The sequence below is a fragment of the Enterobacter cloacae complex sp. S2 genome (genome assembly GCF_015159675.1).
GTDB lineage: Bacteria > Pseudomonadota > Gammaproteobacteria > Enterobacterales > Enterobacteriaceae > Enterobacter > Enterobacter intestinihominis.
Window position 1 is genome coordinate 26484 of sequence record NZ_JADDTS010000055.1, and the last position, 22281, is coordinate 48764.

Here is a 22281-nt window from a genome sequence, read left to right on the forward strand (position 1 = left end):
AGAGTTTCAGGATGAGAACGTATAACGATGAAAGGCAGTAACAAATCCCGCTGGGCAATCGCCGTTGGTCTGATTGTGGTGGTCCTGGCCGCCGCCTGGTATTGGCACAGCCAGTCCGCGAACTCCACGGCACCTGCTGGCGCTAATAGCCCCTCACAACGCTCAACGGGCGGCGGGCGCCACGCTATGCGCGGCGGTGCGCTGGCACCGGTGCAGGCGGCAACGGCGGTGAATAAAGCGGTGCCTCGTTATCTCTCCGGGCTGGGAACCATCACCGCCGCCAACACCGTGACGGTACGTAGCCGCGTGGACGGTCAGCTGATGGCCATCCATTTCCAGGAAGGTCAGCAGGTAAAAGCCGGCGATCTGCTGGCGGAAATCGATCCAAGCCAGTTTAAGGTTGCCCTGGCGCAGGCGCAGGGGCAGCTCGCGAAAGACAAAGCCACCCTCGCCAATGCCCGCCGCGATTTAGCCCGCTATCAGCAGCTGGTAAAAACCAACCTCGTGTCGCGCCAGGAGCTGGACACCCAGCAGTCTCTGGTCAGTGAATCTCAGGGCACCATCAAGGCCGACGAAGCCGCGGTCGCCAGCGCCCAGCTCCAGCTCGACTGGAGCCGGATCACCGCGCCGATTGACGGCCGCGTAGGCCTGAAACAGGTTGATATCGGCAACCAAATCTCCAGCGGCGATACCACGGGCATCGTGGTGATCACCCAGACGCACCCTATCGATCTCGTCTTTACCCTGCCGGAAAGCGACATTGCGACGGTGATACAGGCGCAGAAGGCCGGAAAAGCGCTGGTGGTTGAAGCCTGGGATCGCACCAACAAGCAGAAGCTGAGCGAAGGTTCGCTGTTGAGCCTGGATAACCAGATCGACACCACCACCGGCACCATTAAGCTAAAAGCACGCTTCAACAATCAGGACGATGCCCTGTTCCCGAATCAGTTCGTCAACGCGCGAATGCTGGTCGCGACCGAAGAAAACGCGGTAGTGATCCCGACGGCGGCCCTGCAAATGGGGAGTGAAGGCAACTTTGTCTGGGTGCTGAACAGCGAAAACAAGGTCAGCAAACACCTGGTGAAAACCGGCATCCAGGACAGCCAGACGGTGGTGATCAGCGCCGGGCTGTCCGCTGGCGACCGCGTCGTGACCGACGGTATTGACCGTCTGACCGAAGGGGCGCAGGTCGAGGTGGTGGAAGCGCAGAATACAGGAGCAAAAGCCTGATGCAGGTGATGCCGCCGAGCTCTACAGGTGGGCCATCACGCCTGTTTATCTTACGTCCGGTTGCGACGACCCTGTTGATGGTGGCGATCCTGCTGGCCGGGATCATTGGCTACCGTTTTCTGCCCGTGTCGGCGCTGCCGGAAGTGGACTACCCGACCATTCAGGTTGTCACCCTCAATCCGGGCGCCAGTCCGGATGTGGTGACGTCCGCCATCACCGCCCCGCTGGAGCGTCAGTTTGGCCAGATGTCTGGCCTGAAGCAAATGTCCTCCCAGAGCTCCGGTGGCGCTTCGGTCGTCACGCTTCAGTTCCAGCTCACGCTGTCGCTGGACGTCGCTGAGCAGGAGGTGCAGGCCGCGATTAACGCCGCCACAAACCTGCTGCCGTCTGACCTGCCGAATCCACCTGTTTACAGCAAGGTCAACCCGGCGGATCCGCCGATCATGACCCTTGCCGTCACCTCCTCCGCCATGCCGATGACCCAGGTGGAAGACATGGTTGAAACCCGCGTGGCGCAGAAGATTTCGCAGGTGACCGGCGTGGGGCTGGTGACGCTGGCGGGCGGTCAACGCCCCGCCGTGCGCGTCAAACTGAATGCCCAGGCCATTGCCGCGCTGGGGTTAACCAGCGAAACCATTCGCACCGCCATCAGCAGCGCCAACGTCAACTCAGCGAAGGGTTCGCTGGACGGCCCGACCCGCGCGGTCACGCTCTCCGCCAACGACCAGATGCAGTCCGCCGATGAGTACCGTCAGCTGATCATTGCCTACCAGAACGGCGCGCCGATCCGTTTGGGCGACGTGGCAACCGTTGAACAAGGCGCGGAAAACAGCTGGCTCGGGGCGTGGGCCAATAAGCAGCAGGCGATTGTCATGAACGTTCAGCGCCAGCCGGGCGCGAACATTATTGATACCGCCGACAGCATTCGCACCATGCTGCCGCAGCTGGTGGAAAGCCTGCCAAAATCGGTCAGCGTGAAAGTGCTCTCTGACCGCACCACGAATATTCGCGCGTCAGTGACCGACACCCAGTTCGAGCTGATGCTGGCGATTGCGCTGGTGGTGATGATCATCTACCTGTTCCTGCGCAACGTCCCGGCAACCATCATTCCCGCCGTCGCCGTGCCGCTCTCGCTGGTCGGAACGTTCGCGGTGATGGTGTTCCTCGACTTCTCGATTAACAACCTGACGCTGATGGCGCTCACCATCGCCACCGGGTTTGTGGTGGACGACGCCATCGTGGTAATCGAGAACATCTCGCGCTATATCGAAAAAGGTGAAAAGCCGTTAGCCGCCGCGCTGAAGGGCGCGGGGGAGATCGGCTTTACCATTATCTCGCTCACCTTCTCGCTGATTGCGGTGCTGATCCCGCTGCTGTTTATGGGCGATATCGTCGGGCGGCTGTTCCGCGAGTTTGCCGTGACGCTGGCGGTCGCCATTCTGATCTCTGCCGTGGTGTCGCTGACGCTGACGCCGATGATGTGCGCCCGCATGCTGAGCCACGAGTCCTTGCGCAAGCAAAACCGCTTCTCGCGCGCCTCCGAGCGGATGTTCGAGCGCATTATTGCCGCCTATGGCCGCGTGCTGGCGAAAGTGCTGAACCATCCGTGGGCAACGCTCGGCGTGGCGCTCGGCACCCTGGCGCTCAGCGTCATGCTGTGGATTTTCATTCCGAAAGGCTTCTTCCCGATTCAGGACAACGGCATTATTCAGGGCACGCTTCAGGCGCCGCAGACGGTCTCCTTCGCTAACATGGCGCAGCGCCAACAGCAGGTATCTGAGATCATCATGAAAGATCCGGCCGTGGAAAGCCTGACTGCCTACGTGGGCGTGGACGGCACCAACCCGTCGCTCAACAGCGCGCGCCTGCAAATTAACCTTAAACCGCTCGATGACCGCGACGATCGCGTTAACGCGGTGATTGAACGCCTGCAAAGCGCGGTGGCGCGCGTGCCGGGCATTGAGCTGTATCTGCAACCGATCCAGGATTTAACCATTGATACGCAGGTGAGCCGCACGCAGTACCAGTTTACGCTCCAGGCCACCTCGCTTGAGGCGCTGAGCACCTGGGTGCCGCAGCTGGTGGACAAGCTGAAAGCACTGCCGCAGGTTTCTGACGTCAGCAGCGACTGGCAGGATAAAGGGCTGGCGGCGTACGTGAACGTCAACCGCGACACCGCCAGCCGTCTGGGCATTACCATGTCCGACGTGGATAACGCCCTGTATAACGCCTTTGGCCAGCGCCTGATCTCCACCATTTACACCCAGGCCAACCAGTATCGCGTGGTGCTGGAACATAACACCGAGAACACGCCCGGGCTGGCCGCGCTGGACACGGTGCGCCTGACCAGCAAAGACGGCGGGATTGTGCCGCTCAGCGCCATTGCCAGCGTGGAAGAGCGCCACACCCCACTGTCGATTAACCATCTCGATCAGTTCCCGTCCACCACCATTTCCTTCAACGTGCCGGACGGGTATTCCCTGGGCGAAGCGGTGGAGGCCATTCTGGGCGCGGAGAAAGAACTCAGCTTCCCGTCCGATATTCAGACCCAGTTCCAGGGCAGTACGCTGGCGTTCCAGGCCGCGCTGGGCAGCACCGTCTGGCTGATTGTCGCGGCGGTGGTGGCGATGTATATCGTGCTTGGCGTGCTGTATGAAAGCTTTATCCATCCGATCACCATCCTCTCCACCCTGCCGACGGCGGGCGTGGGGGCGCTGCTGGCGCTGATGCTGGCGGGGAGCGAGCTGGACGTCATTGCGATCATCGGCATCATCCTGCTTATCGGCATTGTGAAGAAAAACGCCATCATGATGATCGACTTTGCGCTGGCCGCCGAGCGCGAGCAGGGTATGGCGCCGCGCGAGGCCATTTACCAGGCCTGTCTGCTGCGTTTTCGTCCGATCCTGATGACCACCCTCGCCGCCCTGCTGGGCGCGCTGCCGCTGATGCTGAGCACCGGCGTGGGGGCCGAACTGCGCCGTCCGCTGGGCATCGGGATGGTGGGCGGCCTGCTGGTGAGCCAGGTGCTGACGCTGTTTACCACGCCGGTTATCTACCTGCTGTTTGACCGTCTGGCCCTGTGGACGAAAAGCCGCTTCCCGAAACGTGAAGAGGAGGCGTAAGTGAAGTTTTTCGCCCTCTTCATTTACCGTCCGGTGGCGACGATTTTACTCTCCGTCGCTATTACCCTGTGCGGCGTGCTGGGCTTCCGGCTGCTGCCGGTGGCCCCGCTGCCGCAGGTCGATTTCCCGGTGATCATGGTCAGCGCCTCGCTGCCGGGTGCCTCGCCGGAAACCATGGCGTCATCGGTGGCGACGCCGCTTGAGCGCTCGCTTGGGCGAATTGCCGGGGTTAACGAGATGACCTCCAGCAGTTCGCTGGGCAGCACGCGCATCATTCTGGAATTTAACTTCGACCGGGACATCAACGGCGCGGCGCGTGACGTGCAGGCCGCGATAAACGCCGCCCAAAGCCTGCTGCCAAGCGGCATGCCGAGCCGTCCAACCTACCGTAAGGCTAACCCATCCGACGCGCCGATCATGATCCTGACGCTCACGTCAGAGACCTACTCCCAGGGCGAGCTGTACGATTTTGCCTCCACCCAGCTGGCGCAAACCATCGCCCAGATTGACGGCGTGGGCGACGTGGACGTCGGCGGCAGCTCCCTGCCCGCCGTGCGCGTGGGGCTGAATCCGCAGGCGCTGTTTAACCAGGGCGTATCGCTGGACGACGTGCGTTCCGCCATCAGCAACGCCAACGTGCGTAAGCCGCAGGGCGCGATTGAGGACAACAGCCACCGCTGGCAGATCCAGACCAACGACGAGCTGAAAACCGCCGCCGAGTATCAGCCGTTGATTATTCACTACAACAACGGTGCGGCGGTGCGCCTGAGCGACGTCGCCAGCGTCACCGATTCGGTGCAGGACGTGCGTAACGCCGGGATGACTAACGCCAAACCGGCGATTTTGCTGATGATCCGCAAACTGCCGGAAGCCAACATCATCCAGACGGTGAACAGCATCCGCGCGCGCCTGCCGGAGCTTCAGGAAACGATTCCGGCGGCCATCGACCTCCAGATTGCGCAGGACCGCTCCCCTACCATTCGCGCCTCGCTTGAGGAGGTAGAGCAAACGCTGATTATCTCCGTCGCGCTGGTGATCCTGGTGGTGTTCCTGTTCCTGCGCTCGGGGCGCGCCACGCTGATCCCGGCGGTGGCGGTTCCGGTATCGCTGATAGGCACCTTTGCCGCCATGTACCTGTGTGGGTTTAGTCTTAACAACCTGTCGCTGATGGCGCTGACGATTGCCACCGGGTTTGTAGTGGATGACGCCATCGTGGTGCTGGAGAATATCTCGCGCCATCTGGAAGCGGGCATGAAGCCGCTCCAGGCGGCGCTTCAGGGGACGCGCGAAGTGGGCTTCACGGTCCTGTCCATGAGCCTGTCGCTGGTGGCGGTGTTCCTGCCGCTGCTGCTGATGGGCGGCCTGCCGGGGCGACTGCTGCGCGAATTTGCCGTCACGCTTTCCGTCGCCATCGGTATCTCCCTGGTGATTTCGCTGACGCTGACGCCGATGATGTGCGGCTGGATGCTAAAGCGCAGCCAACCGCACTCGCAGCCGCGCAGGCAAGGCTTTGGCCGCGTCCTGATAGCGATGCAGTCAGGCTATGGCAAATCGCTGAAATGGGTGCTGAACCACTCGCGTCTTGTCGGGCTGGTGCTGATCGGCACCATCGTCCTCAACGTCTGGATGTATATCACCATCCCGAAAACCTTCTTCCCGGAGCAGGATACCGGCGTGCTGATGGGCGGTATTCAGGCGGACCAGAGTATTTCGTTCCAGGCGATGCGGGGCAAACTGCAAGACTTTATGAAAATCATCCGGGAAGATCCGGCCGTGGATAACGTCACCGGCTTTACCGGCGGCTCGCGCGTTAACAGCGGGATGATGTTTATTACCCTTAAGCCGCGCGGTGAACGTCACGAAACGGCGCAGCAGATCATTGACCGCCTGCGGCTGAAGCTTGCCAAAGAGCCGGGGGCAAATCTGTTTTTGATGGCCGTTCAGGATATCCGCGTCGGCGGACGACAGGCTAACGCCAGCTATCAGTACACCCTGCTCTCAGATGACTTAGCCGCCCTGCGCGAATGGGAGCCTAAGATCCGTAAAGCGCTGGCCGCGCTGCCGCAGCTGGCGGACGTGAACTCCGACAGCCAGAATAACGGCGCGGAGATGGCGCTCACCTACGATCGCGAAACCATGTCCCGCCTGGGCATTAACGTTGAAGCGGCCAACAGCCTGCTTAACAACGCCTTCGGGCAGCGTGAAGTCTCCACCATCTATCAGCCGATGAACCAGTACAAGGTGGTGATGGAAGTTGATCCGCGCTACACCCAGGACATCAGCGCGCTGGACAAGATGTTTGTGATCAATAATGACGGCAAGGCGATCCCCCTGTCGTACTTCGCCAGCTGGCAGCCGTCGAACGCGCCGCTGTCGGTGAACCACCAGGGGCTTTCCGCCGCCTCGACCGTGTCGTTTAACCTGCCAACCGGCTCGTCGCTGTCTGAGGCCAGCGACGCCATCAACCGCGCCATGACCCAGCTCGGGGTGCCCTCCTCCGTGCGCGGCAGCTTTGCCGGTACGGCGCAGGTGTTCCAGGACACCATGAACTCGCAGGTCATTTTGATCCTGGCGGCTATTGCCACGGTTTATATCGTGCTGGGCGTGCTGTACGAAAGCTATGTGCACCCGTTGACCATTCTCTCCACGCTGCCTTCTGCGGGCGTGGGGGCGCTGCTGGCGCTGGAGCTGTTCGGTGCCCCGTTCAGCCTAATCGCGCTCATCGGGATCATGCTATTAATAGGTATTGTGAAGAAAAACGCGATTATGATGGTCGACTTTGCCCTGGACGCCCAGCGTAACGGCAACCTGACGCCGGACGAGGCGATATTCCAGGCCTGTCTGCTGCGTTTTCGCCCGATCATGATGACCACGCTGGCCGCGCTGTTCGGTGCGCTACCGCTGGTCATATCCGGTGGTGACGGCTCTGAACTGCGCCAGCCGCTGGGGATCACGATTGTCGGCGGCCTGGTGATGAGCCAGCTGCTGACGCTCTACACCACGCCGGTAGTCTATCTGTTCTTTGACCGACTGCGGCTGCGTTTTTCGCGTAAAAAGAGAACCACGGTGACCGAGTAAATGACCGACCTACCCAGTAACGTTCGCTGGCAATTGTGGATCGTCGCGTTCGGCTTCTTTATGCAGTCGCTGGACACGACCATCGTGAACACCGCCCTCCCCTCGATGGCGAAAAGCCTGGGGGAGAGCCCGCTGCACATGCATATGGTGATTGTCGCCTACGTGCTGACGGTCGCCGTGATGCTGCCCGCCAGCGGCTGGCTGGCGGATAAAGTCGGTGTGCGAAACATCTTCTTCACCGCCATTGTGCTGTTTACCACCGGGTCGCTGTTTTGCGCCCAGGCCAATACCCTCGACCAGCTGGTGATGGCGCGCGTGCTACAGGGCGTCGGCGGCGCGATGATGGTGCCCGTCGGGCGGTTAACGGTGATGAAAATTGTTCCGCGCGCGCAGTATATGGCGGCGATGACCTTCGTCACCTTGCCCGGTCAGGTCGGCCCGCTGCTTGGCCCGGCGCTGGGCGGTATTCTGGTGGAGTATGCCTCCTGGCACTGGATCTTCCTGATCAACCTGCCGGTCGGTATTATCGGCGCGATTGCCACCCTGACGCTGATGCCGAACTATAAAATGCAGACCCGGCGCTTTGATTTCGTTGGCTTTATCCTGCTGGCGGCTGGCATGGCGACGCTCACCCTGGCCCTCGACGGGCAAAAAGGGTTGGGGATCTCCTCCCTGTCGCTCGCCCTGCTGGTGGCGCTGGGGATCACCGCGATTCTCTGGTATCTGTGGCATGCCAGAGGCAACGCTAACGCGCTGTTCAGCCTGAATCTGTTCAGGAATCCCACCTACCGTCTTGGTCTGTTCGGCAGCTTTGCCGGACGCATCGGCAGCGGCATGTTGCCGTTTATGACGCCGGTGTTTTTACAGATTGGGATGGGCTTCTCGCCGTTCCACGCCGGGCTGATGATGATCCCGATGGTGCTCGGCAGCATGGGGATGAAGCGTATTGTGGTGCAGGTGGTGAACCGCTTTGGCTATCGCCGGGTGCTGGTGACCGCCACGATCGGGCTGGCGTTGGTTTGCCTGCTGTTTATGGCCGTGGCGCTGCTGGGCTGGTACTACATCCTGCCGCTGGTGCTGTTCTGCCAGGGGATCATCAACTCCATGCGCTTCTCGTCGATGAACACCCTGACGCTAAAAGATCTGCCGGACGAGCTGGCGAGCAGCGGTAACAGCCTGCTGTCGATGATCATGCAGCTCTCCATGAGCGTGGGGGTCACGGTCGCCGGATTGCTGCTCGGCATGTACGGGCAGCACCATCTCAGCGCCGACACCCCCGTCGCGCATCAGGTATTTTTATACACTTACCTCAGCATGGCGGTAATTATCGCCCTGCCCGCTTTTATCTTTGTCAGAGTACCGAATGACACGACCAAAAACGTCGTGATCCGACGCGGCAAAAGGAGTGCACCATGAAATTCTGGCGTCCGGGGATCACCGGTAAGCTTTTTGTGGCGATTTTCGCCACCTGTATCGTTCTGCTGATTACCATGCACTGGGCGGTGCGGGTCAGCTTTGAGCGCGGCTTTATTGACTACATTAAACACGGTAACGAACAGCGACTACAGGGCTTAAGCGACGCGCTGGGCGAACAGTATAGCCTGCACGGTAACTGGCGTTTTCTGCGCAATAACGATCGCTTTGTGTTTCAAATCCTGCGCTCGCTGGAGCACGATAATGACGACGACCGCCCGGGGCCGGGCATGCCGCCGCACGGCTGGCGCACCCAGTTCTGGGTGATAGATCAGGAGATGCGCGTGCTCGTTGGCCCACGCTCTCCGGTACCGCCGGACGGTACAAAGCGCGCCATCACCTCGAACGGCGCGACGGTGGGCTGGGTTATCGCCTCGCCGGTCGAGCGGCTGACGCGCAACACCGACATCAACTTTGACCGCCAGCAGCGTCAGACCAGCTGGCTGATTGTCGCGCTTTCTACCCTGCTTGCGGCGCTCGCCACCTTCCCGCTGGCGCGCGGCCTGCTGGCGCCGGTTAAGCGCCTGGTGGAAGGCACGCACAAGCTGGCGGCGGGTGATTTCTCGACCCGCGTGGACACCCGCAGCCAGGATGAACTGGGCAAGCTGGCGCAGGACTTCAACCAGCTCGCCAGCACGCTGGAAAAAAACCAGCAGATGCGCCGCGATTTTATGGCCGACATTTCGCACGAGCTGCGCACCCCGCTGGCGGTGCTGCGCGGCGAGCTGGAGGCGATTCAGGACGGCGTGCGGCAGTTCACCCCCGAGTCCGTGGCCTCGCTTCAGGCGGAAGTCGGCACGCTGACCAAGCTGGTGGACGATCTGCATCAGCTTTCCATGTCCGACGAAGGCGCCCTGGCCTACCAGAAAGCCCCAGTCGACGTGATCAATATCCTTGAAGTCGTGACCGGCGCATTCCGCGAGCGCTTCGCCAGCCGTGACCTGAAAATCAACCTCTCGCTGCCGGACAGCGCGGTGGTATTTGGCGACAGAGATCGCCTGATGCAGCTGTTCAATAATCTGCTGGAGAACAGCCTCCGCTACACCGACGGCGGCGGCGCGCTGCATATCTCCGGCAGGCAGGAAAACGGGCGCTTTGCCCTGACCTTTGCGGACTCCGCCCCTGGCGTGAAAGATGCGCAGCTGGAAAAACTGTTCGAGCGCTTCTATCGCACCGAAGGTTCACGCAACCGCGCCAGCGGCGGTTCCGGCCTTGGGCTGGCGATTTGCGTTAACATTGTGGAGGCCCACGGCGGCACCATCCGCGCCGCCCATTCGCCTTTTGGCGGGGTTAGCATTACAGTAGAGTTACCTCTGGAACGGGATTTATCGAGGGAAGCATGACCGAGTTACCGATTGACGACAACACACCGCGTATTTTGATCGTGGAAGACGAGCCTAAACTTGGACAACTGCTGATCGACTATTTGCGTGCCGCAAGTTACGCGCCAACGCTTATCAGCCACGGCGACCAGGTGCTGCCCTACGTGCGCCAGACGCCGCCGGATCTGATCCTGCTGGATCTGATGCTGCCGGGTACCGACGGCCTGACCCTGTGCCGGGAAATTCGTCGTTTCTCCGATGTGCCCATCGTGATGGTGACGGCCAAAATCGAAGAGATCGACCGTCTGCTGGGGCTCGAAATCGGCGCCGACGATTACATCTGCAAGCCTTACAGCCCGCGGGAGGTGGTCGCTCGGGTGAAAACCATCCTCCGCCGCTGTAAGCCACAGCGTGAATTGCAGGTGCTGGATGCGCAAAGCCCGCTGATTGTCGACGAAAGCCGCTTCCAGGCGAGCTGGCGCAGCAAACTATTGGATCTTACCCCAGCGGAGTTCCGCCTGCTGAAAACGCTCTCCCACGAGCCGGGAAAAGTGTTTTCCCGCGAACAGCTGCTCAACCATCTGTATGACGATTACCGCGTAGTGACCGACCGCACCATCGACAGTCACATCAAAAACCTGCGCCGCAAGCTGGAGGCACTGGACGCCGACCAGTCGTTTATTCGCGCGGTGTACGGCGTGGGTTATCGCTGGGAAGCGGATGCGTGCAGGATTGCTTAATATTTGCTTTAACGATGATTACCTGCCCAGGTAATCATCGTTCTTCATAACATTCACTTTCTAACAACACCCCTACCTGATTTGACAATTGCAAATTGTAATGTTTGATGTTAAAAACGAAATAAATCACAATATTACGGCTTCAAGAAATGCAAAATGTTATTGGTAATTTATTCATTATCATCACCACAGCTATAAGCGTTGCCAGCCTTTTCTTGGGGTTATTTGCTTATAATAAAAAAATGAAAACAAAAGCAATACAAAAAATAGAACTCCTCATACCTAAAAAAAACAGAATAACCAAGTTTTCCGAGCAATGGGTAAGCGCTTTTTTCCTGGCATTCGGTAATCATGCATTCTCAAAAAGGCAATTAATTACCATACCGTTTTTATTGATTTTATATTCCAGTATCTTATTTGTAGTTTGGTATCTCTGGGTGCTGACTTTTAGAAATCCTGAGCACATCATTCCTCAACATCTGCCATTGACCATTAAAGTTGCATTACATGACTTTATTCATTTTGGCTTTTGGTACTCTTTACTGCTTGATGTGATGTCAATTTATCTTATCAGAGCTTACATTAACGCAGGTCTATCGAAAGGGTTTTCGTCTGTAAAATCGATCGTTTATTTTTCTTCAATTGTTCTGGGCGTTATGCTCTCATTTACACTTATCGTCACCCATCTTAAAAATGCTTCGATTGAGGACCTCTATATCCAGCAAGGCCTGTATTTTGAAGACAGACCTGTAATGACATGGAACCCGCTGGAAGTGATACGGTCTTCACTGGATTTCATCGATAACGAAACCATGATTATCTTTACCTCAAAAGGGGCAATATCTAACTACTTCATTCCGCAGGCTATCATGTTTTACCTTTCCATGTTTACGCAATTGACGCTGCTTATTGTTTTCATCAGCTATATGATCACAAAAATACTGCATAACATTCGAACAGTTGCCATCTGGACAGTCAAGTATTCTGGAACGGCTACGATGAATGCCATTGGTTTCATTCTTATCGCCGGTATTATTCTACTTGCTTTAATATATTTGTGTTTGTATGTCATATCGCTAATGGTTTAAAGATACGAAGTATTATGTCATCTGAAAGGGGTGAGGCGCTTTACCTCCCCGCCCCGCAGCGCTACAATGCCCGCCCTTAAAGTGGGGGATCTCCCCTTACCGCTGCACCAGGTGCACGCGGATCTGACCTGTCATCAGAACGAGAACAAACATGTTTAAACCGGAACTCCTTTCCCCGGCGGGAACGCTGCAAAATATGCGTTACGCTTTCGCCTATGGTGCCGACGCCGTTTACGCGGGCCAGCCGCGCTACTCGCTGCGCGTGCGTAACAACGAATTCAACCACGAGAATCTTCAGCTCGGCATCAATGAAGCGCATGCCCTGGGCAAAAAATTCTACGTGGTGGTGAACATCGCGCCGCACAACGCCAAGCTGAAAACGTTCATTCGCGACCTGAAGCCGGTCGTGGAGATGGGGCCGGACGCGCTGATCATGTCGGACCCGGGTTTAATCATGCTGGTTCGGGAGAACTTCCCGGAGATGGACATTCACCTCTCGGTGCAGGCTAACGCCGTCAACTGGGCAACGGTGAAATTCTGGAAACAGATGGGGCTGACCCGCGTCATTCTGTCCCGCGAGCTGTCCCTCGAAGAGATCGAAGAGATCCGCACCCAGGTGCCGGATATGGAGATCGAAATCTTCGTTCACGGCGCGCTGTGCATGGCCTACTCCGGCCGCTGCCTGCTCTCTGGCTACATCAACAAGCGTGACCCGAACCAGGGCACCTGCACCAACGCCTGCCGCTGGGAATATAATGTTCAGGAAGGCAAAGAAGATGACATCGGCAATATCGTGCACAAACACGAGCCGATCCCGGTCACCAACGTTGAGCCAACGCTGGGTATCGGCGCGCCTACCGACAGCGTGTTTATGATCGAAGAAGCCAAACGTCCGGGCGAATACATGACCGCCTTCGAAGACGAGCATGGCACCTACATCATGAACTCCAAAGATCTGCGCGCCATCGCACACGTCGAGCGTTTAACCCAGATGGGCGTACACTCCCTGAAAATCGAAGGCCGCACCAAGTCTTACTACTACTGCGCCCGTACCGCACAGGTGTATCGCAAAGCCATCGACGATGCCGCCGCCGGCAAACCGTTCGACACCAGCCTGCTGGAAACGCTGGAAGGTCTGGCGCATCGCGGCTATACCGAAGGTTTCCTGCGCCGTCACACCCACGACGACTACCAGAACTACGAGCATGGCTACTCGATTTCCGAACGCCAGCAGTTTGTAGGCGACTTCACCGGCGAACGTAAAGGTCCGCTGGCCGCCGTCGCCGTAAAAAACAAATTCACTAAAGGCGACAGCCTGGAGCTGATGACGCCTCAGGGCAACATGAACTTCCGCCTGGAGCACCTGGAAAACAAAAAAGGTGAGGCGATAGAGGTCGCTCCTGGCGACGGCCATGTGGTCTGGCTGCCGGTTCCTGAAGAGGTAGAGCTGGAGTTTGCGCTGCTGATGCGTAATTTTGAAGGTGAAAATACCCGAAATCCACACGGCAAATAGTCAATCAACGGGATTTTTTCACGCTGGGATAATTCTTAGAATCGGATCACATACCGCTTCGTTCAATACGGGTATTATCCCCCCGCTGAAAAACATAACCCATAAATGCTAGCTGTACAAGGAACCACCTCCTTAGCCTGCGTAATCTCCCTTACGCGGGCTTATTTTTTGCCTTTCATCCTGTTCTTACCCGCTTTTTCCTTCTCTGGGATACACTCTTTCTATAGTTAAAAAAGGGAGCAACCCGGATGGCATCCTATCCAGACAGTTTATTAATTCTCAATGGCAAAAGTGCAGGCAACGATCTGTTGCGCCAGGCGATCACCGAATTGCGTGAAGATGGCGCGCGCATTCACGTGCGGGTGACCTTTGAAAAAGGCGATGCGGCACGCTATATCGACGAAGGCATCAGGTTAGGCGCTGAGACCATCATTTCAGGCGGCGGCGACGGAACAATCAACGAGATCGCTGGTGCGCTTATTGACCTCAACACAGCACATCGCCCGGTGATGGGCATTTTACCGCTCGGTACCGCCAATGATTTTGCCACCAGCGCCGGCATACCTGAGGATTTAGGCAAAGCGCTGCAACTGGCTATCCTCGGGAAAGCGACCGCCGTCGACATTGCGCAGGTGAATGAAAGAACTTGTTTTATCAACATGGCAACGGGCGGTTTCGGCACGCGGATCACCAGCGAAACGCCGGAGAAGCTGAAAGCCGCGCTGGGCGGCGTCTCGTACCTCATTCACGGCCTGATGCGCATGGACACCCTCAAGCCCGACAGCTGTGAAATCCACGGTGAGAACTTCCACTGGCAGGGCGACGCGCTGGTGATTGGTATCGGCAACGGACGTCAGGCAGGCGGCGGACAGCAGCTTTGCCCGGAAGCCCTGATTAATGATGGTCAGCTACAGTTGCGCATTTTTACTGGCGACGGGCTGCTGCCCGCGCTGTTTACGACGCTGACGCAGCCAGAGGAGAGCCCCAATATCATCGCCGGGAAATCCGCGTGGTTTGAAGTGATCGCCCCACACGGCATGACCTTTAACCTTGATGGCGAACCGCTGAGCGGAGAGAAATTCCGCATCGAAGTTGTTCCGGGCGCGTTGCAGTGCCGATTACCGCCGGATTGTCAGCTCTTGCGCTGATGGTTTGCCGGGTGGCGGCTACGCCTTACCCGGCCTACAGGACCGATCGCGTAGCCGCCACCCGGCTACCTAATACACCGCCACCTCCCGCGCCATCTCGCGGGAATACTGCTGTGAGGCATTGACCAGCATCCGCGTATAGTCGGTTTTGGCCTGCCCGGCGACCAGTTCGTCCACCGTCAGGCTTTCAAGGATTTTGCCATACTGCATTACCGCCACCTTCTGACACAGATGGGCAATCACGCCCAGATCGTGGGTGACCATCAGGTAGGTCAGGTTCGACTCACGCTGAAGTTCCGCCAGCAGGTTGAGGATTTCCGCCTGAACCGAGACGTCCAGCGCCGAGGTAGGTTCATCCAGCAGCAGCACCTGCGGCTCCAGAATCAGCGCCCTGGCAATCGCCACGCGCTGGCGCTGCCCGCCGGAAAGCTGGTGCGGATAGCGATCGCGAAACGCCCGGTTAAGCCCAACTTTATCCAGCAGGGCGTGAACGCGCCGCTCCCGATTTTTTATGCGGTGAATGTGCAGCGGCTCTTCCAGAATATCGCCGATGGTGTGACGCGGATGCAAAGAGCCGTACGGATCCTGAAATACCATCTGCACCCGGCGGCAGCGTTCCTGGCTGATACGTTTTTCCAGCCGCTTGCCGTTAATCGCCAGCTCGCCCTCCCAGTGGGTAAACAGCCCGGCAAGGCATTTCAGCACCGTGGTTTTGCCCGAACCGGACTCCCCCACCAGGCCGTAAATCTCGCCGTCCCTCACACTGATATTCACATCGTCCAGCACCTGATTACGCTTCTCGCCCTCGCCAAACGTCAGGTTAAGGTGTTGTATCTCGATCATCTCTGCTCCTTACTCGGTGAGCCAGCTGGCCTGACGCTGTAATACCGGCAGCGTCGGTCGGCGATGGTTGATTTCCGGTAGCGCGCTGATGAGCCCCTGGGTGTAGGGATGCCTGGCGTTGTGCAGATCCTTCGCGGCAATCGACTCCACCACCCGTCCGGCGTACATCACCAGCACCCGGTCGCAGAAGCTGCGCACCAGGTTGATGTCGTGGCTGATAAAGATCAGCCCCAGACCGCGGGACTGCACCAGGTCATCCAGTAACCCCAGCACCTGCAAACGCACCGACACGTCCAGCGCCGAAGTCGGCTCGTCGGCAATGACCAGCTCGGGATCGGCGATCAGCATCATGGCGATCATGATGCGTTGCCCCTGCCCGCCGGAAATCTCGTGCGGACAGAGGTGATACACCCGCTCCGGCTGGCGAATGCGCACCACGTCGAGCATCTCCAGCACTCTGGCTTTGGCTTCCGCCTTGCGCCCCGGATGATGGGTCAGCCAGGCTTCGGCAATTTGGTCGCCCACGCACACCACCGGGTTAAGGGAGTATTTCGGGTCCTGCATGATCATCGAGATGCGCTTGCCGCGAATGCCGCGCATCTGCGCCTCGCTGACGGCCTGTAAATCGACATCGCCAAACTGCATCCGCGCGGCGCGGATCTGCGCTTTGGCCGGATGCAGGCGTAGCAGCGCCCGCCCGACGGTAGATTTACCGGAACCGGATTCACCGACAATCGCCAGCTTTTCGCGTCCGAGCTGGAAAGAGACGCCGCGCACCGCGTGGGTGACCGCGTCGCCGTTGATAAAATCGACGTGGAGATCGCGCACGTCGAGCATCGGGTTATTCGCTACGAGGATCGAGGATGTCACGCAGGCCATCTCCTAAGAAGTTGAACGCCAGACTGTTGATCAGGATCGCCAGCCCCGGAATAGTCACCACCCACCAGCACTCCATCATGTAGGTACGACCGCTGGAGATCATCGCTCCCCACTCCGGCTCCGGCGGCTGTGCGCCAAGGCCAAGAAAGCCCAGCCCGGCGGCGGTGAGAATGATCCCCGCCATGTTCATGGTGATGCGGATAATCACTGACGGCAGGCACAGCGGGACAATGTGACGCCACAGTACGCGCACCGGGGAAGCACCCTGAAGCCGCACGGCGGAGATAAAATCGGCCTGGCGCAGAGAGAGGGTTTCGGCGCGCGCCAGACGGGCAATCGGCGGCCAGGCGGTGAGCGTAATCGCAATCACCACGTGCTCCAGCCCCGGCCCGAGCGCCGCGACAAACGCCAGCGCCAGCACCAGGCTCGGGAAGGAGATAAAGATATCGGTGACGCGCATCAGCACCGCGTCCACCCTGCCGCCGAAGTAGCCTGCGGTGACGCCCAGCAGCAGCCCCAGCGGGCCAACGGTCACGGAGACCAGCAGCACGATGTAGAGCGTGATGCGCGCGCCGTACACCAGCCGGCTGAAGATGTCCCGGCCAAACTCGTCGGTGCCGAACCAGTGCAGTGCGTTCGGGGCGACCAGCGCGTTATTGAGGTCCTGCACCAGCGGGTTGTACGGCGCGATCAGCGGGGCAAACGCCGCCACAATCAGCAGCAGCAGGATAATCCCGCCGCCGATGGCGGTGAGCGGATTGCGCGCCATCTTGCCGACGAAGCCCGCGGCGCGGCCCAGCGTGCGTCTGATACGCTGGCGGCGTTCGGATGGCCCGGTCCCCAGCGGCGAATCCAGAGAAACGGTCATGATTTCGTCCTCGGGTCAAAGAGTTGATACAGCATGTCGGAGAGCAGGTTCAGCATCACGAAGATGACCCCCACCAGCAGCACGCAGCCCATGACCGCGTTCATATCCCCGAGCAGCAGGCTGCCGGTGAGATACGAACCGAAGCCCGGCCAGGAGAAGACGGTTTCAATCAGCACCGCCCCCTCCAGCAGCGAGCCGTAGGCCAGCGCCACTACCGTCAGGAGCTGCACGAGAATGTTGCGAAACGCGTGATTCCAGATCACCTGACGTTCAGTTAAGCCCTTCACCCGGGCAGTGATAATGAACTCCTGCGACAGCTGCGCCAGCATAAAGCTGCGGGTCATGCGGCTGATATAGGCCAGCGAGTGGAAGCCAAGCAGCGACGCGGGCAAAACCAGATGGTTAATGGCGTTCCAGAACACCGCGCCGTTCCCGGCCAGCAGCGCATCCACCGTCATCAGTCCGGTGCGGCGTGGGACTACCCCCTCCAGTCCGAGATCCAGACGTCCCGCGCCTCCCACCCAGCCAAGCCAGGCGTAGAACAGCAGCAGCCCCATCATCCCGACCCAGAAAATCGGCGTGGAATAACCCGCCAGACTGATGATGCGCACCACGTAGTCGGAAACGCTGTTGCGCCGCGCCGCCGCCAGTACGCCCAGCGGAATGCCCAGACCCGCACCGACGATAATCGCCATCGTCGCCAGCTCGAGCGTCGCCGGGAAGACGCGCAGAATATCGGCAGTCACCGGTTTACCCGTCAGCAGGGCATTGCCCAGATCGCCGTGCAGCAGGTTATTGAGGTAAATACCGAACTGAGCCAGCAGCGACCGGTCGAATCCCAGCTGGTGATAGACCTGCTGATAGGTGCTGTGGTCGGCATCCGGTCCGACAATCGCCAGCACCGGATCAACGGGCATTACGCGGCCGATGAAAAAGGTCAGCAGCAGAAGGCCGAACAGCGTCACCACCACCTGCGTTAACCGCTTTGAGAAGCGCCGGGTCCGTGAGCCGGGCGCGAGAATTGCCACGCTCATTTGTCACCTCCGGTTTTGTAGACCTCACGCAGGAAGGTGGTGGCCGACGGGTGCGACTGGAAGTTCTTCACCTCGTTACGCACCACCACCGAATCGACCATCTGTGACAGGGGGATCATCGCCGGGATCAGCGCGTCGTAGCGGACCTGGATCTGCTGGTAGTCGGCGATCTGTTTTTCCGGATCGCGCTCCAGCAGGGCCTTGTCGATCATTTCGTTGAGCGGCTTGTCGTAGAAGCTGGTACGCCAGCCCTGGAAGTTGGTCAGACGGGCTTCATCGCTGTTGTCCGGGTTATAGACCAACGCCCGCAGGCTGGAGTGCGGATGGGGTTCGACGCCGCTACCGCCGCGCCCCACCAGCATGTCGAACTTGCGCTCGCGCATTGCGCCGTAAATCTGGTTCCCGGTGCCGGTGATGATTTTGGCGTTGATGCCCGCCTGCATCAGCGTCGACTGCACGGCGATGGCGATATTGAGGAACGGCTGATCCGCCAGCACCCGCAGGGTGGTGTCAAACCCGTCCGGGTAGCCCGCCTCCGCCAGCAGCTTTCTGGCGCGCGGGATATCGAGCCTATAGCCCGGGTCCGGCAGCGTGGACGGCATACCCGCCTTGATCGGGCGCTGGTGCAGCACGCCGTAGCCCGGCATCAGCGCGCTGTTGATGCCCTGATAGTCAATCAGATAGCGCACCGCTTCGCGCACCTTCGGGTTAGCGAAATGGACCTCTTTCATGCTCATCGCCACGTAGTAGACCGTGCCTTTCTGCACGGCTTCGACGGTGAGCTGCGGGTCTTTGCGCAGGGCGTTAATGTCCGCCACCGCCATGTTGTTGGCAACGTCGAGGTCGCCTTTCTCAATCATCAGGCGCAGGGTTTGTGACTCCTGGAAATGACGCAGCACCACCCGACTCATTTTGGGTTCTTCCCGCCAGTATTGCGGGTTGCGCTGCATGCGCAGCATGTCCTTCGCCTGCCAGGTTTCCAGCATAAACGGGCCGGAACCCGCTTCGTTGGTGGTAAGCCAGCGGTTGCCCCAGTCGTTATTCACCGCGTGCTGCTGCACCGTTTTGCTGTCGAGCACGCCGAGGTTGCCGAGCGCGCCGAGGGAGTAGATCACCAGCTGCGGATCGTTAGGCTTAGGCAGAACAATTTGCACCGTGTAGGCATCGGGGGCGCTGATTTGGCTGTCGATGTTTTGCTTAGAAAATCCATACGACTTCCACACCGACGCCTGGGCAAGGTTGAGGTGCAGCAGACGGCGCATCGACCAGACCACATCCTCCGCCGTCAGCGGGTTGCCAGAGTGGAATTTAACGTCGTCACGCAGGTGAAAGGTCAGGGTTTTACGGTCCGGCGAAATATCCCAGGACGTCGCCAGCGCGGGCCTGACGTTGGTGAGCGCGTTCGGGTCCAGCTCCACCAGCGAATCGTAGAGATTGACCACTATGCCGACCACTTCGTTACCGGTCATCGCCGCCGGATCGAGGGTCAGGAGGTTGTTCATATTCATGCCGATGATGAGCTGGTCGGGCGGCGTTTTCGCGTACGCCGCACCGCTCCCCATCATCAGCGAGAGCGCGAGCAAGCACGCCCCGGCTAAGGGAGATCGTTTCATGTATATATCGCCTGTAGGGTACGTTTTTATCTGTCAGTCGTGGCTGACGGTATTGGCTTCGATATATGCAAAATTAATGTCTTCGCCCAGTCCCGGGCGTGTCGGCAGACTGACCATGCCGTGTTCGTCCATCGGGTCCACCAGGCTGTTGAGGTACGCCGCCGGTTGGTCGTAGTCGAGGAACGGGTGCAGCAGGCCGCGCTCGTACCAGCGGCAGTTTTTGATGGCGCCAATCACCGCCAGGCTGGCCGCGCCGTTGCCGTGTATTTCGCAGTCCATGCCAAAAGATTCCGCCAGGTTCGCCGCCTTCAGCGTTGGGGAAATGCCGCCCACGCCGTTCGACCCTGCGCGCAGGATGTCGCAGGCCCCGGCTTTGATCCAGTCCGCGCGGCTGTGGTGCTTTCCGCCCAGGCTTTCCGGCCCGATAACCGGAATCGAGAGGTTCTCCGCCAGCCACGCGTAGGAGGCCATGCTCTCCTCTTCCATCGGCTCTTCAAACCAGGCGAAGTCAAGCTTTTCCAGCGCTTTGCCGATGTACAGCGCCTCGGTACGGCTGTACCAGTGGTAGCCGTCAATCATCAGGTCAATGTCCGGGCCAACCGCTTCACGCACGGCGGCACAGGCTTTGACGTCCATCTTTGGATTGGGGGCGAAAGAGACCGGCGGCATCCAGGTGTGCAGCTTGATGGCCTTGTAACCGCGCGCCACCAGCTTTTCGGCAAAGCTGGCGTACTCCTCCGGCGTGGATAATCCGCCCGGCAGATCGTCGCCGCACATGGTGCTGCCATAGGCCGGCACCTTATCGCGATAGCCGCCAAGCAGTTTCCAGACCGGCAGGTTGAGCTTACGGCCAATCAGATCCCACAGCGCCTGTTCAACGAAGCCCAGCGCACGCTCGGTCAGCTGATGCGCGCTTCCCCGCTGCCAGTGCGCCAGATCCTGCCAGATGCGTTCCCGGTTGAATGCGTCCTGCCCCACCAGCACTTTGCGAAAGAAGGTATTGACCACAAAGGGGCGCACCACTTCCGGCGGCGCGAACGAATATCCGCGGGTGCCCTCTTCTGCCGTGATGGTCAGCATCGCCATTTTGGCCATGCTCTCCGGCCCCGGATGCGAATGCCCCGCGGCGTCAGAGACCCGACGCGTCGGGTACTGAAAAACAGTGACGTTTACAGATTCAATTTTCATTATCGGTCCTTAAGTCCGGCGATAAGCCCAGAAGCAGAAAATGACAAAGGGGTTTTATGATTTTAAAAATGCGTTTCAGTATGTAATTTAAGCATAAAAAATCAGCACGTCCTCGGACAAAACGCGTTAAGGAGAGGCTATTTTTTGGGCATATGCACGGTCGGACGTGACAATTTTCACAAAAGCGCGGGGAAATGTGAGGTTGATCGGGGGACGTTATTTGAAGGTAAGCGCAGAAGCAGGAATATGCTGACCGGCAACAACCCGCGGAAACTTCTGCGCTTACAAATCAGTCAACTAACCCGCTTCCGGGGCTGGAACGGCAAGCTTTTCCAGCAGCGCATGCATAGACGCATACCGGCCACTGGCATTGTTAAAGCTGGCATGATGGCACGCTGGCGAGACGATGAGGGTTTTGAGTCCCGCACTAAGGGCGGCACGGTAGCCGCTCTGGCTGTCCTCAATCACTATGCACTGCGAGGCCGTCAGGCCTAATTTTCGCAGCGCCGAGAGATAGACGGCAGGGTGCGGTTTTCCGTAGCGTTCATCGTCGGCGCTGCAAATGACCTCAAAATAGTGACCCATCCTGAGTTTCTTAAGCACCGCATGCACGATTTCATGCGACGAAGAGGTGGCAAGTGCAATCCGGTAACCTGCCTCACGAAAATACGACATCACGTCGTAGATGCCCTCTATCGCTTTGCCTTCCCGGCCAATCAGTTCGATGATGCGCAGACGAATGGCCGCTTCAATCATTTCAGGATCGGCCTCAAGTTTGCAGTATTCGCACCAGGTCCGGGCAATCTCATCCAGCCGCTTGCCTTTCGTCAGTGACTCACACTCTTCGTCGCTGACCTCAGCACGCCAGCCTGCCAGAGCTGCTTTCTGCGCCTGACGCCACAGGCCTTCGGAGTCAATGATGACGCCATCCATGTCAAAAATTACCGCCTTAACATCCATCATACGTCTCCGTGAATGGCCCGACGCTGCCGTCAGGCCTGGATAAATTACGAAATTCCGACCGTTTCACCCTTACAGGTTTCCTGACGAACAAACCCAGGCTGTTCAACCCGAATAAACGGACACAGGATGAAGGCCACGACATACAGCGCCGTGTAGGCAATGACCACGCCGAGCGTGCT

At 58.9% G+C, this 22281-nt stretch carries 16 protein-coding genes; 9 read left to right on the forward strand and 7 right to left on the reverse strand.

Annotation, left to right across the window (positions count from 1 at the left end; genetic code table 11):
* The first annotated feature begins 27 nt into the window (after positions 1-27).
* The 9 genes from IPZ49_RS21270 to yegS all read left to right on the forward strand — a co-directional run bounded on the left by IPZ49_RS21270 (position 28) and on the right by yegS (position 14714).
* The gene (locus tag IPZ49_RS21270; RefSeq protein ID WP_032103515.1) at positions 28-1230 is read left to right on the forward strand and encodes an MdtA/MuxA family multidrug efflux RND transporter periplasmic adaptor subunit; all 1203 of its coding nucleotides are present in this window, start codon (positions 28-30) and stop codon (positions 1228-1230) included.
* On the forward strand, positions 1230-4352 hold the full coding sequence (locus IPZ49_RS21275) for an MdtB/MuxB family multidrug efflux RND transporter permease subunit (protein ID WP_063932715.1): 3123 nt from the start codon (positions 1230-1232) through the stop codon (positions 4350-4352). Before IPZ49_RS21270 ends, IPZ49_RS21275 begins: the two co-directional genes overlap by 1 nt.
* Positions 4353-7430 (forward strand): multidrug efflux RND transporter permease subunit MdtC, encoded by a 3078-nt coding sequence (gene mdtC, locus IPZ49_RS21280; protein ID WP_063932714.1) that lies wholly within the window; start codon positions 4353-4355, stop codon positions 7428-7430.
* Complete coding sequence (locus tag IPZ49_RS21285) at positions 7431-8846, forward strand: MFS transporter (RefSeq protein WP_015572366.1); 1416 nt, start codon at positions 7431-7433, stop codon at positions 8844-8846.
* The gene (gene baeS, locus IPZ49_RS21290; protein WP_015572365.1) at positions 8843-10246 is read left to right on the forward strand and encodes a two-component system sensor histidine kinase BaeS; all 1404 of its coding nucleotides are present in this window, start codon (positions 8843-8845) and stop codon (positions 10244-10246) included. The genes IPZ49_RS21285 and baeS overlap by 4 nt, the downstream gene beginning before the upstream one ends.
* Positions 10243-10965, forward strand: a complete 723-nt coding sequence (gene baeR, locus IPZ49_RS21295; protein ID WP_015572364.1) for a two-component system response regulator BaeR — start codon at positions 10243-10245, stop codon at positions 10963-10965. The genes baeS and baeR overlap by 4 nt, the downstream gene beginning before the upstream one ends.
* A gap of 149 nt (positions 10966-11114) precedes the next feature.
* Complete coding sequence (locus IPZ49_RS21300) at positions 11115-12053, forward strand: hypothetical protein (RefSeq protein WP_015572363.1); 939 nt, start codon at positions 11115-11117, stop codon at positions 12051-12053.
* 151 nt (positions 12054-12204) lie between these two features.
* Positions 12205-13566 (forward strand): tRNA 5-hydroxyuridine modification protein YegQ, encoded by a 1362-nt coding sequence (gene yegQ / locus IPZ49_RS21305; RefSeq protein WP_017383261.1) that lies wholly within the window; start codon positions 12205-12207, stop codon positions 13564-13566.
* 248 nt (positions 13567-13814) lie between these two features.
* Positions 13815-14714 (forward strand): lipid kinase YegS, encoded by a 900-nt coding sequence (yegS, locus tag IPZ49_RS21310; RefSeq protein WP_015572360.1) that lies wholly within the window; start codon positions 13815-13817, stop codon positions 14712-14714.
* Between the two features lie 69 nt (positions 14715-14783).
* On the opposite strand, the gene IPZ49_RS21315 is transcribed toward yegS, so the two are convergent.
* The 7 genes from IPZ49_RS21315 to IPZ49_RS21345 form a co-directional block, all read right to left on the reverse strand.
* Positions 14784-15557, reverse strand: a complete 774-nt coding sequence (locus tag IPZ49_RS21315; RefSeq protein ID WP_023295028.1) for an ABC transporter ATP-binding protein — start codon at positions 15555-15557, stop codon at positions 14784-14786.
* 9 nt (positions 15558-15566) lie between these two features.
* Positions 15567-16427 (reverse strand): ABC transporter ATP-binding protein, encoded by an 861-nt coding sequence (locus IPZ49_RS21320; RefSeq protein ID WP_032104614.1) that lies wholly within the window; start codon positions 16425-16427, stop codon positions 15567-15569.
* Positions 16399-17304 (reverse strand): ABC transporter permease, encoded by a 906-nt coding sequence (locus tag IPZ49_RS21325; protein WP_015572358.1) that lies wholly within the window; start codon positions 17302-17304, stop codon positions 16399-16401. Before IPZ49_RS21325 ends, IPZ49_RS21320 begins: the two co-directional genes overlap by 29 nt.
* A complete protein-coding gene (locus IPZ49_RS21330; protein ID WP_017693076.1) occupies positions 17301-18338 on the reverse strand; it encodes an ABC transporter permease in 1038 nt (345 codons plus the stop codon). Before IPZ49_RS21330 ends, IPZ49_RS21325 begins: the two co-directional genes overlap by 4 nt.
* Entirely contained in the window at positions 18335-19951 is a 1617-nt protein-coding gene (locus tag IPZ49_RS21335; RefSeq protein ID WP_063624470.1) for an ABC transporter substrate-binding protein, read from the reverse strand. Before IPZ49_RS21335 ends, IPZ49_RS21330 begins: the two co-directional genes overlap by 4 nt.
* Positions 19952-19984: 33 nt before the next feature.
* A complete protein-coding gene (locus IPZ49_RS21340; protein ID WP_063932713.1) occupies positions 19985-21139 on the reverse strand; it encodes a mandelate racemase family protein in 1155 nt (384 codons plus the stop codon).
* A 297-nt stretch (positions 21140-21436) separates the two neighbouring features.
* The gene (locus tag IPZ49_RS21345) at positions 21437-22102 is read right to left on the reverse strand and encodes an HAD family phosphatase (protein WP_080296615.1); all 666 of its coding nucleotides are present in this window, start codon (positions 22100-22102) and stop codon (positions 21437-21439) included.
* Positions 22103-22281: the final 179 nt, after the last annotated feature.

Bases quoted from the DNA above. Each gene is read 5' to 3' on its own strand.
- IPZ49_RS21270 (WP_032103515.1), top strand. From the start codon at position 28: ATGAAAGGCAGTAACAAATCCCGCTGGGCAATCGCCGTTGGTCTGATT.
- IPZ49_RS21275 (WP_063932715.1), top strand. From the start codon at position 1,230: ATGCAGGTGATGCCGCCGAGCTCTACAGGTGGGCCATCACGCCTGTTT.
- IPZ49_RS21285 (WP_015572366.1), top strand. From the start codon at position 7,431: ATGACCGACCTACCCAGTAACGTTCGCTGGCAATTGTGGATCGTCGCG.
- baeS (WP_015572365.1), top strand. From the start codon at position 8,843: ATGAAATTCTGGCGTCCGGGGATCACCGGTAAGCTTTTTGTGGCGATT.
- baeR (WP_015572364.1), top strand. From the start codon at position 10,243: ATGACCGAGTTACCGATTGACGACAACACACCGCGTATTTTGATCGTG.
- IPZ49_RS21300 (WP_015572363.1), top strand. From the start codon at position 11,115: ATGCAAAATGTTATTGGTAATTTATTCATTATCATCACCACAGCTATA.
- yegQ (WP_017383261.1), top strand. From the start codon at position 12,205: ATGTTTAAACCGGAACTCCTTTCCCCGGCGGGAACGCTGCAAAATATG.
- yegS (WP_015572360.1), top strand. From the start codon at position 13,815: ATGGCATCCTATCCAGACAGTTTATTAATTCTCAATGGCAAAAGTGCA.
- IPZ49_RS21315 (WP_023295028.1), bottom strand. From the start codon at position 15,557: ATGATCGAGATACAACACCTTAACCTGACGTTTGGCGAGGGCGAGAAG.
- IPZ49_RS21325 (WP_015572358.1), bottom strand. From the start codon at position 17,304: ATGACCGTTTCTCTGGATTCGCCGCTGGGGACCGGGCCATCCGAACGC.
- IPZ49_RS21330 (WP_017693076.1), bottom strand. From the start codon at position 18,338: ATGAGCGTGGCAATTCTCGCGCCCGGCTCACGGACCCGGCGCTTCTCA.
- IPZ49_RS21335 (WP_063624470.1), bottom strand. From the start codon at position 19,951: ATGAAACGATCTCCCTTAGCCGGGGCGTGCTTGCTCGCGCTCTCGCTG.
- IPZ49_RS21340 (WP_063932713.1), bottom strand. From the start codon at position 21,139: ATGAAAATTGAATCTGTAAACGTCACTGTTTTTCAGTACCCGACGCGT.
- IPZ49_RS21345 (WP_080296615.1), bottom strand. From the start codon at position 22,102: ATGATGGATGTTAAGGCGGTAATTTTTGACATGGATGGCGTCATCATT.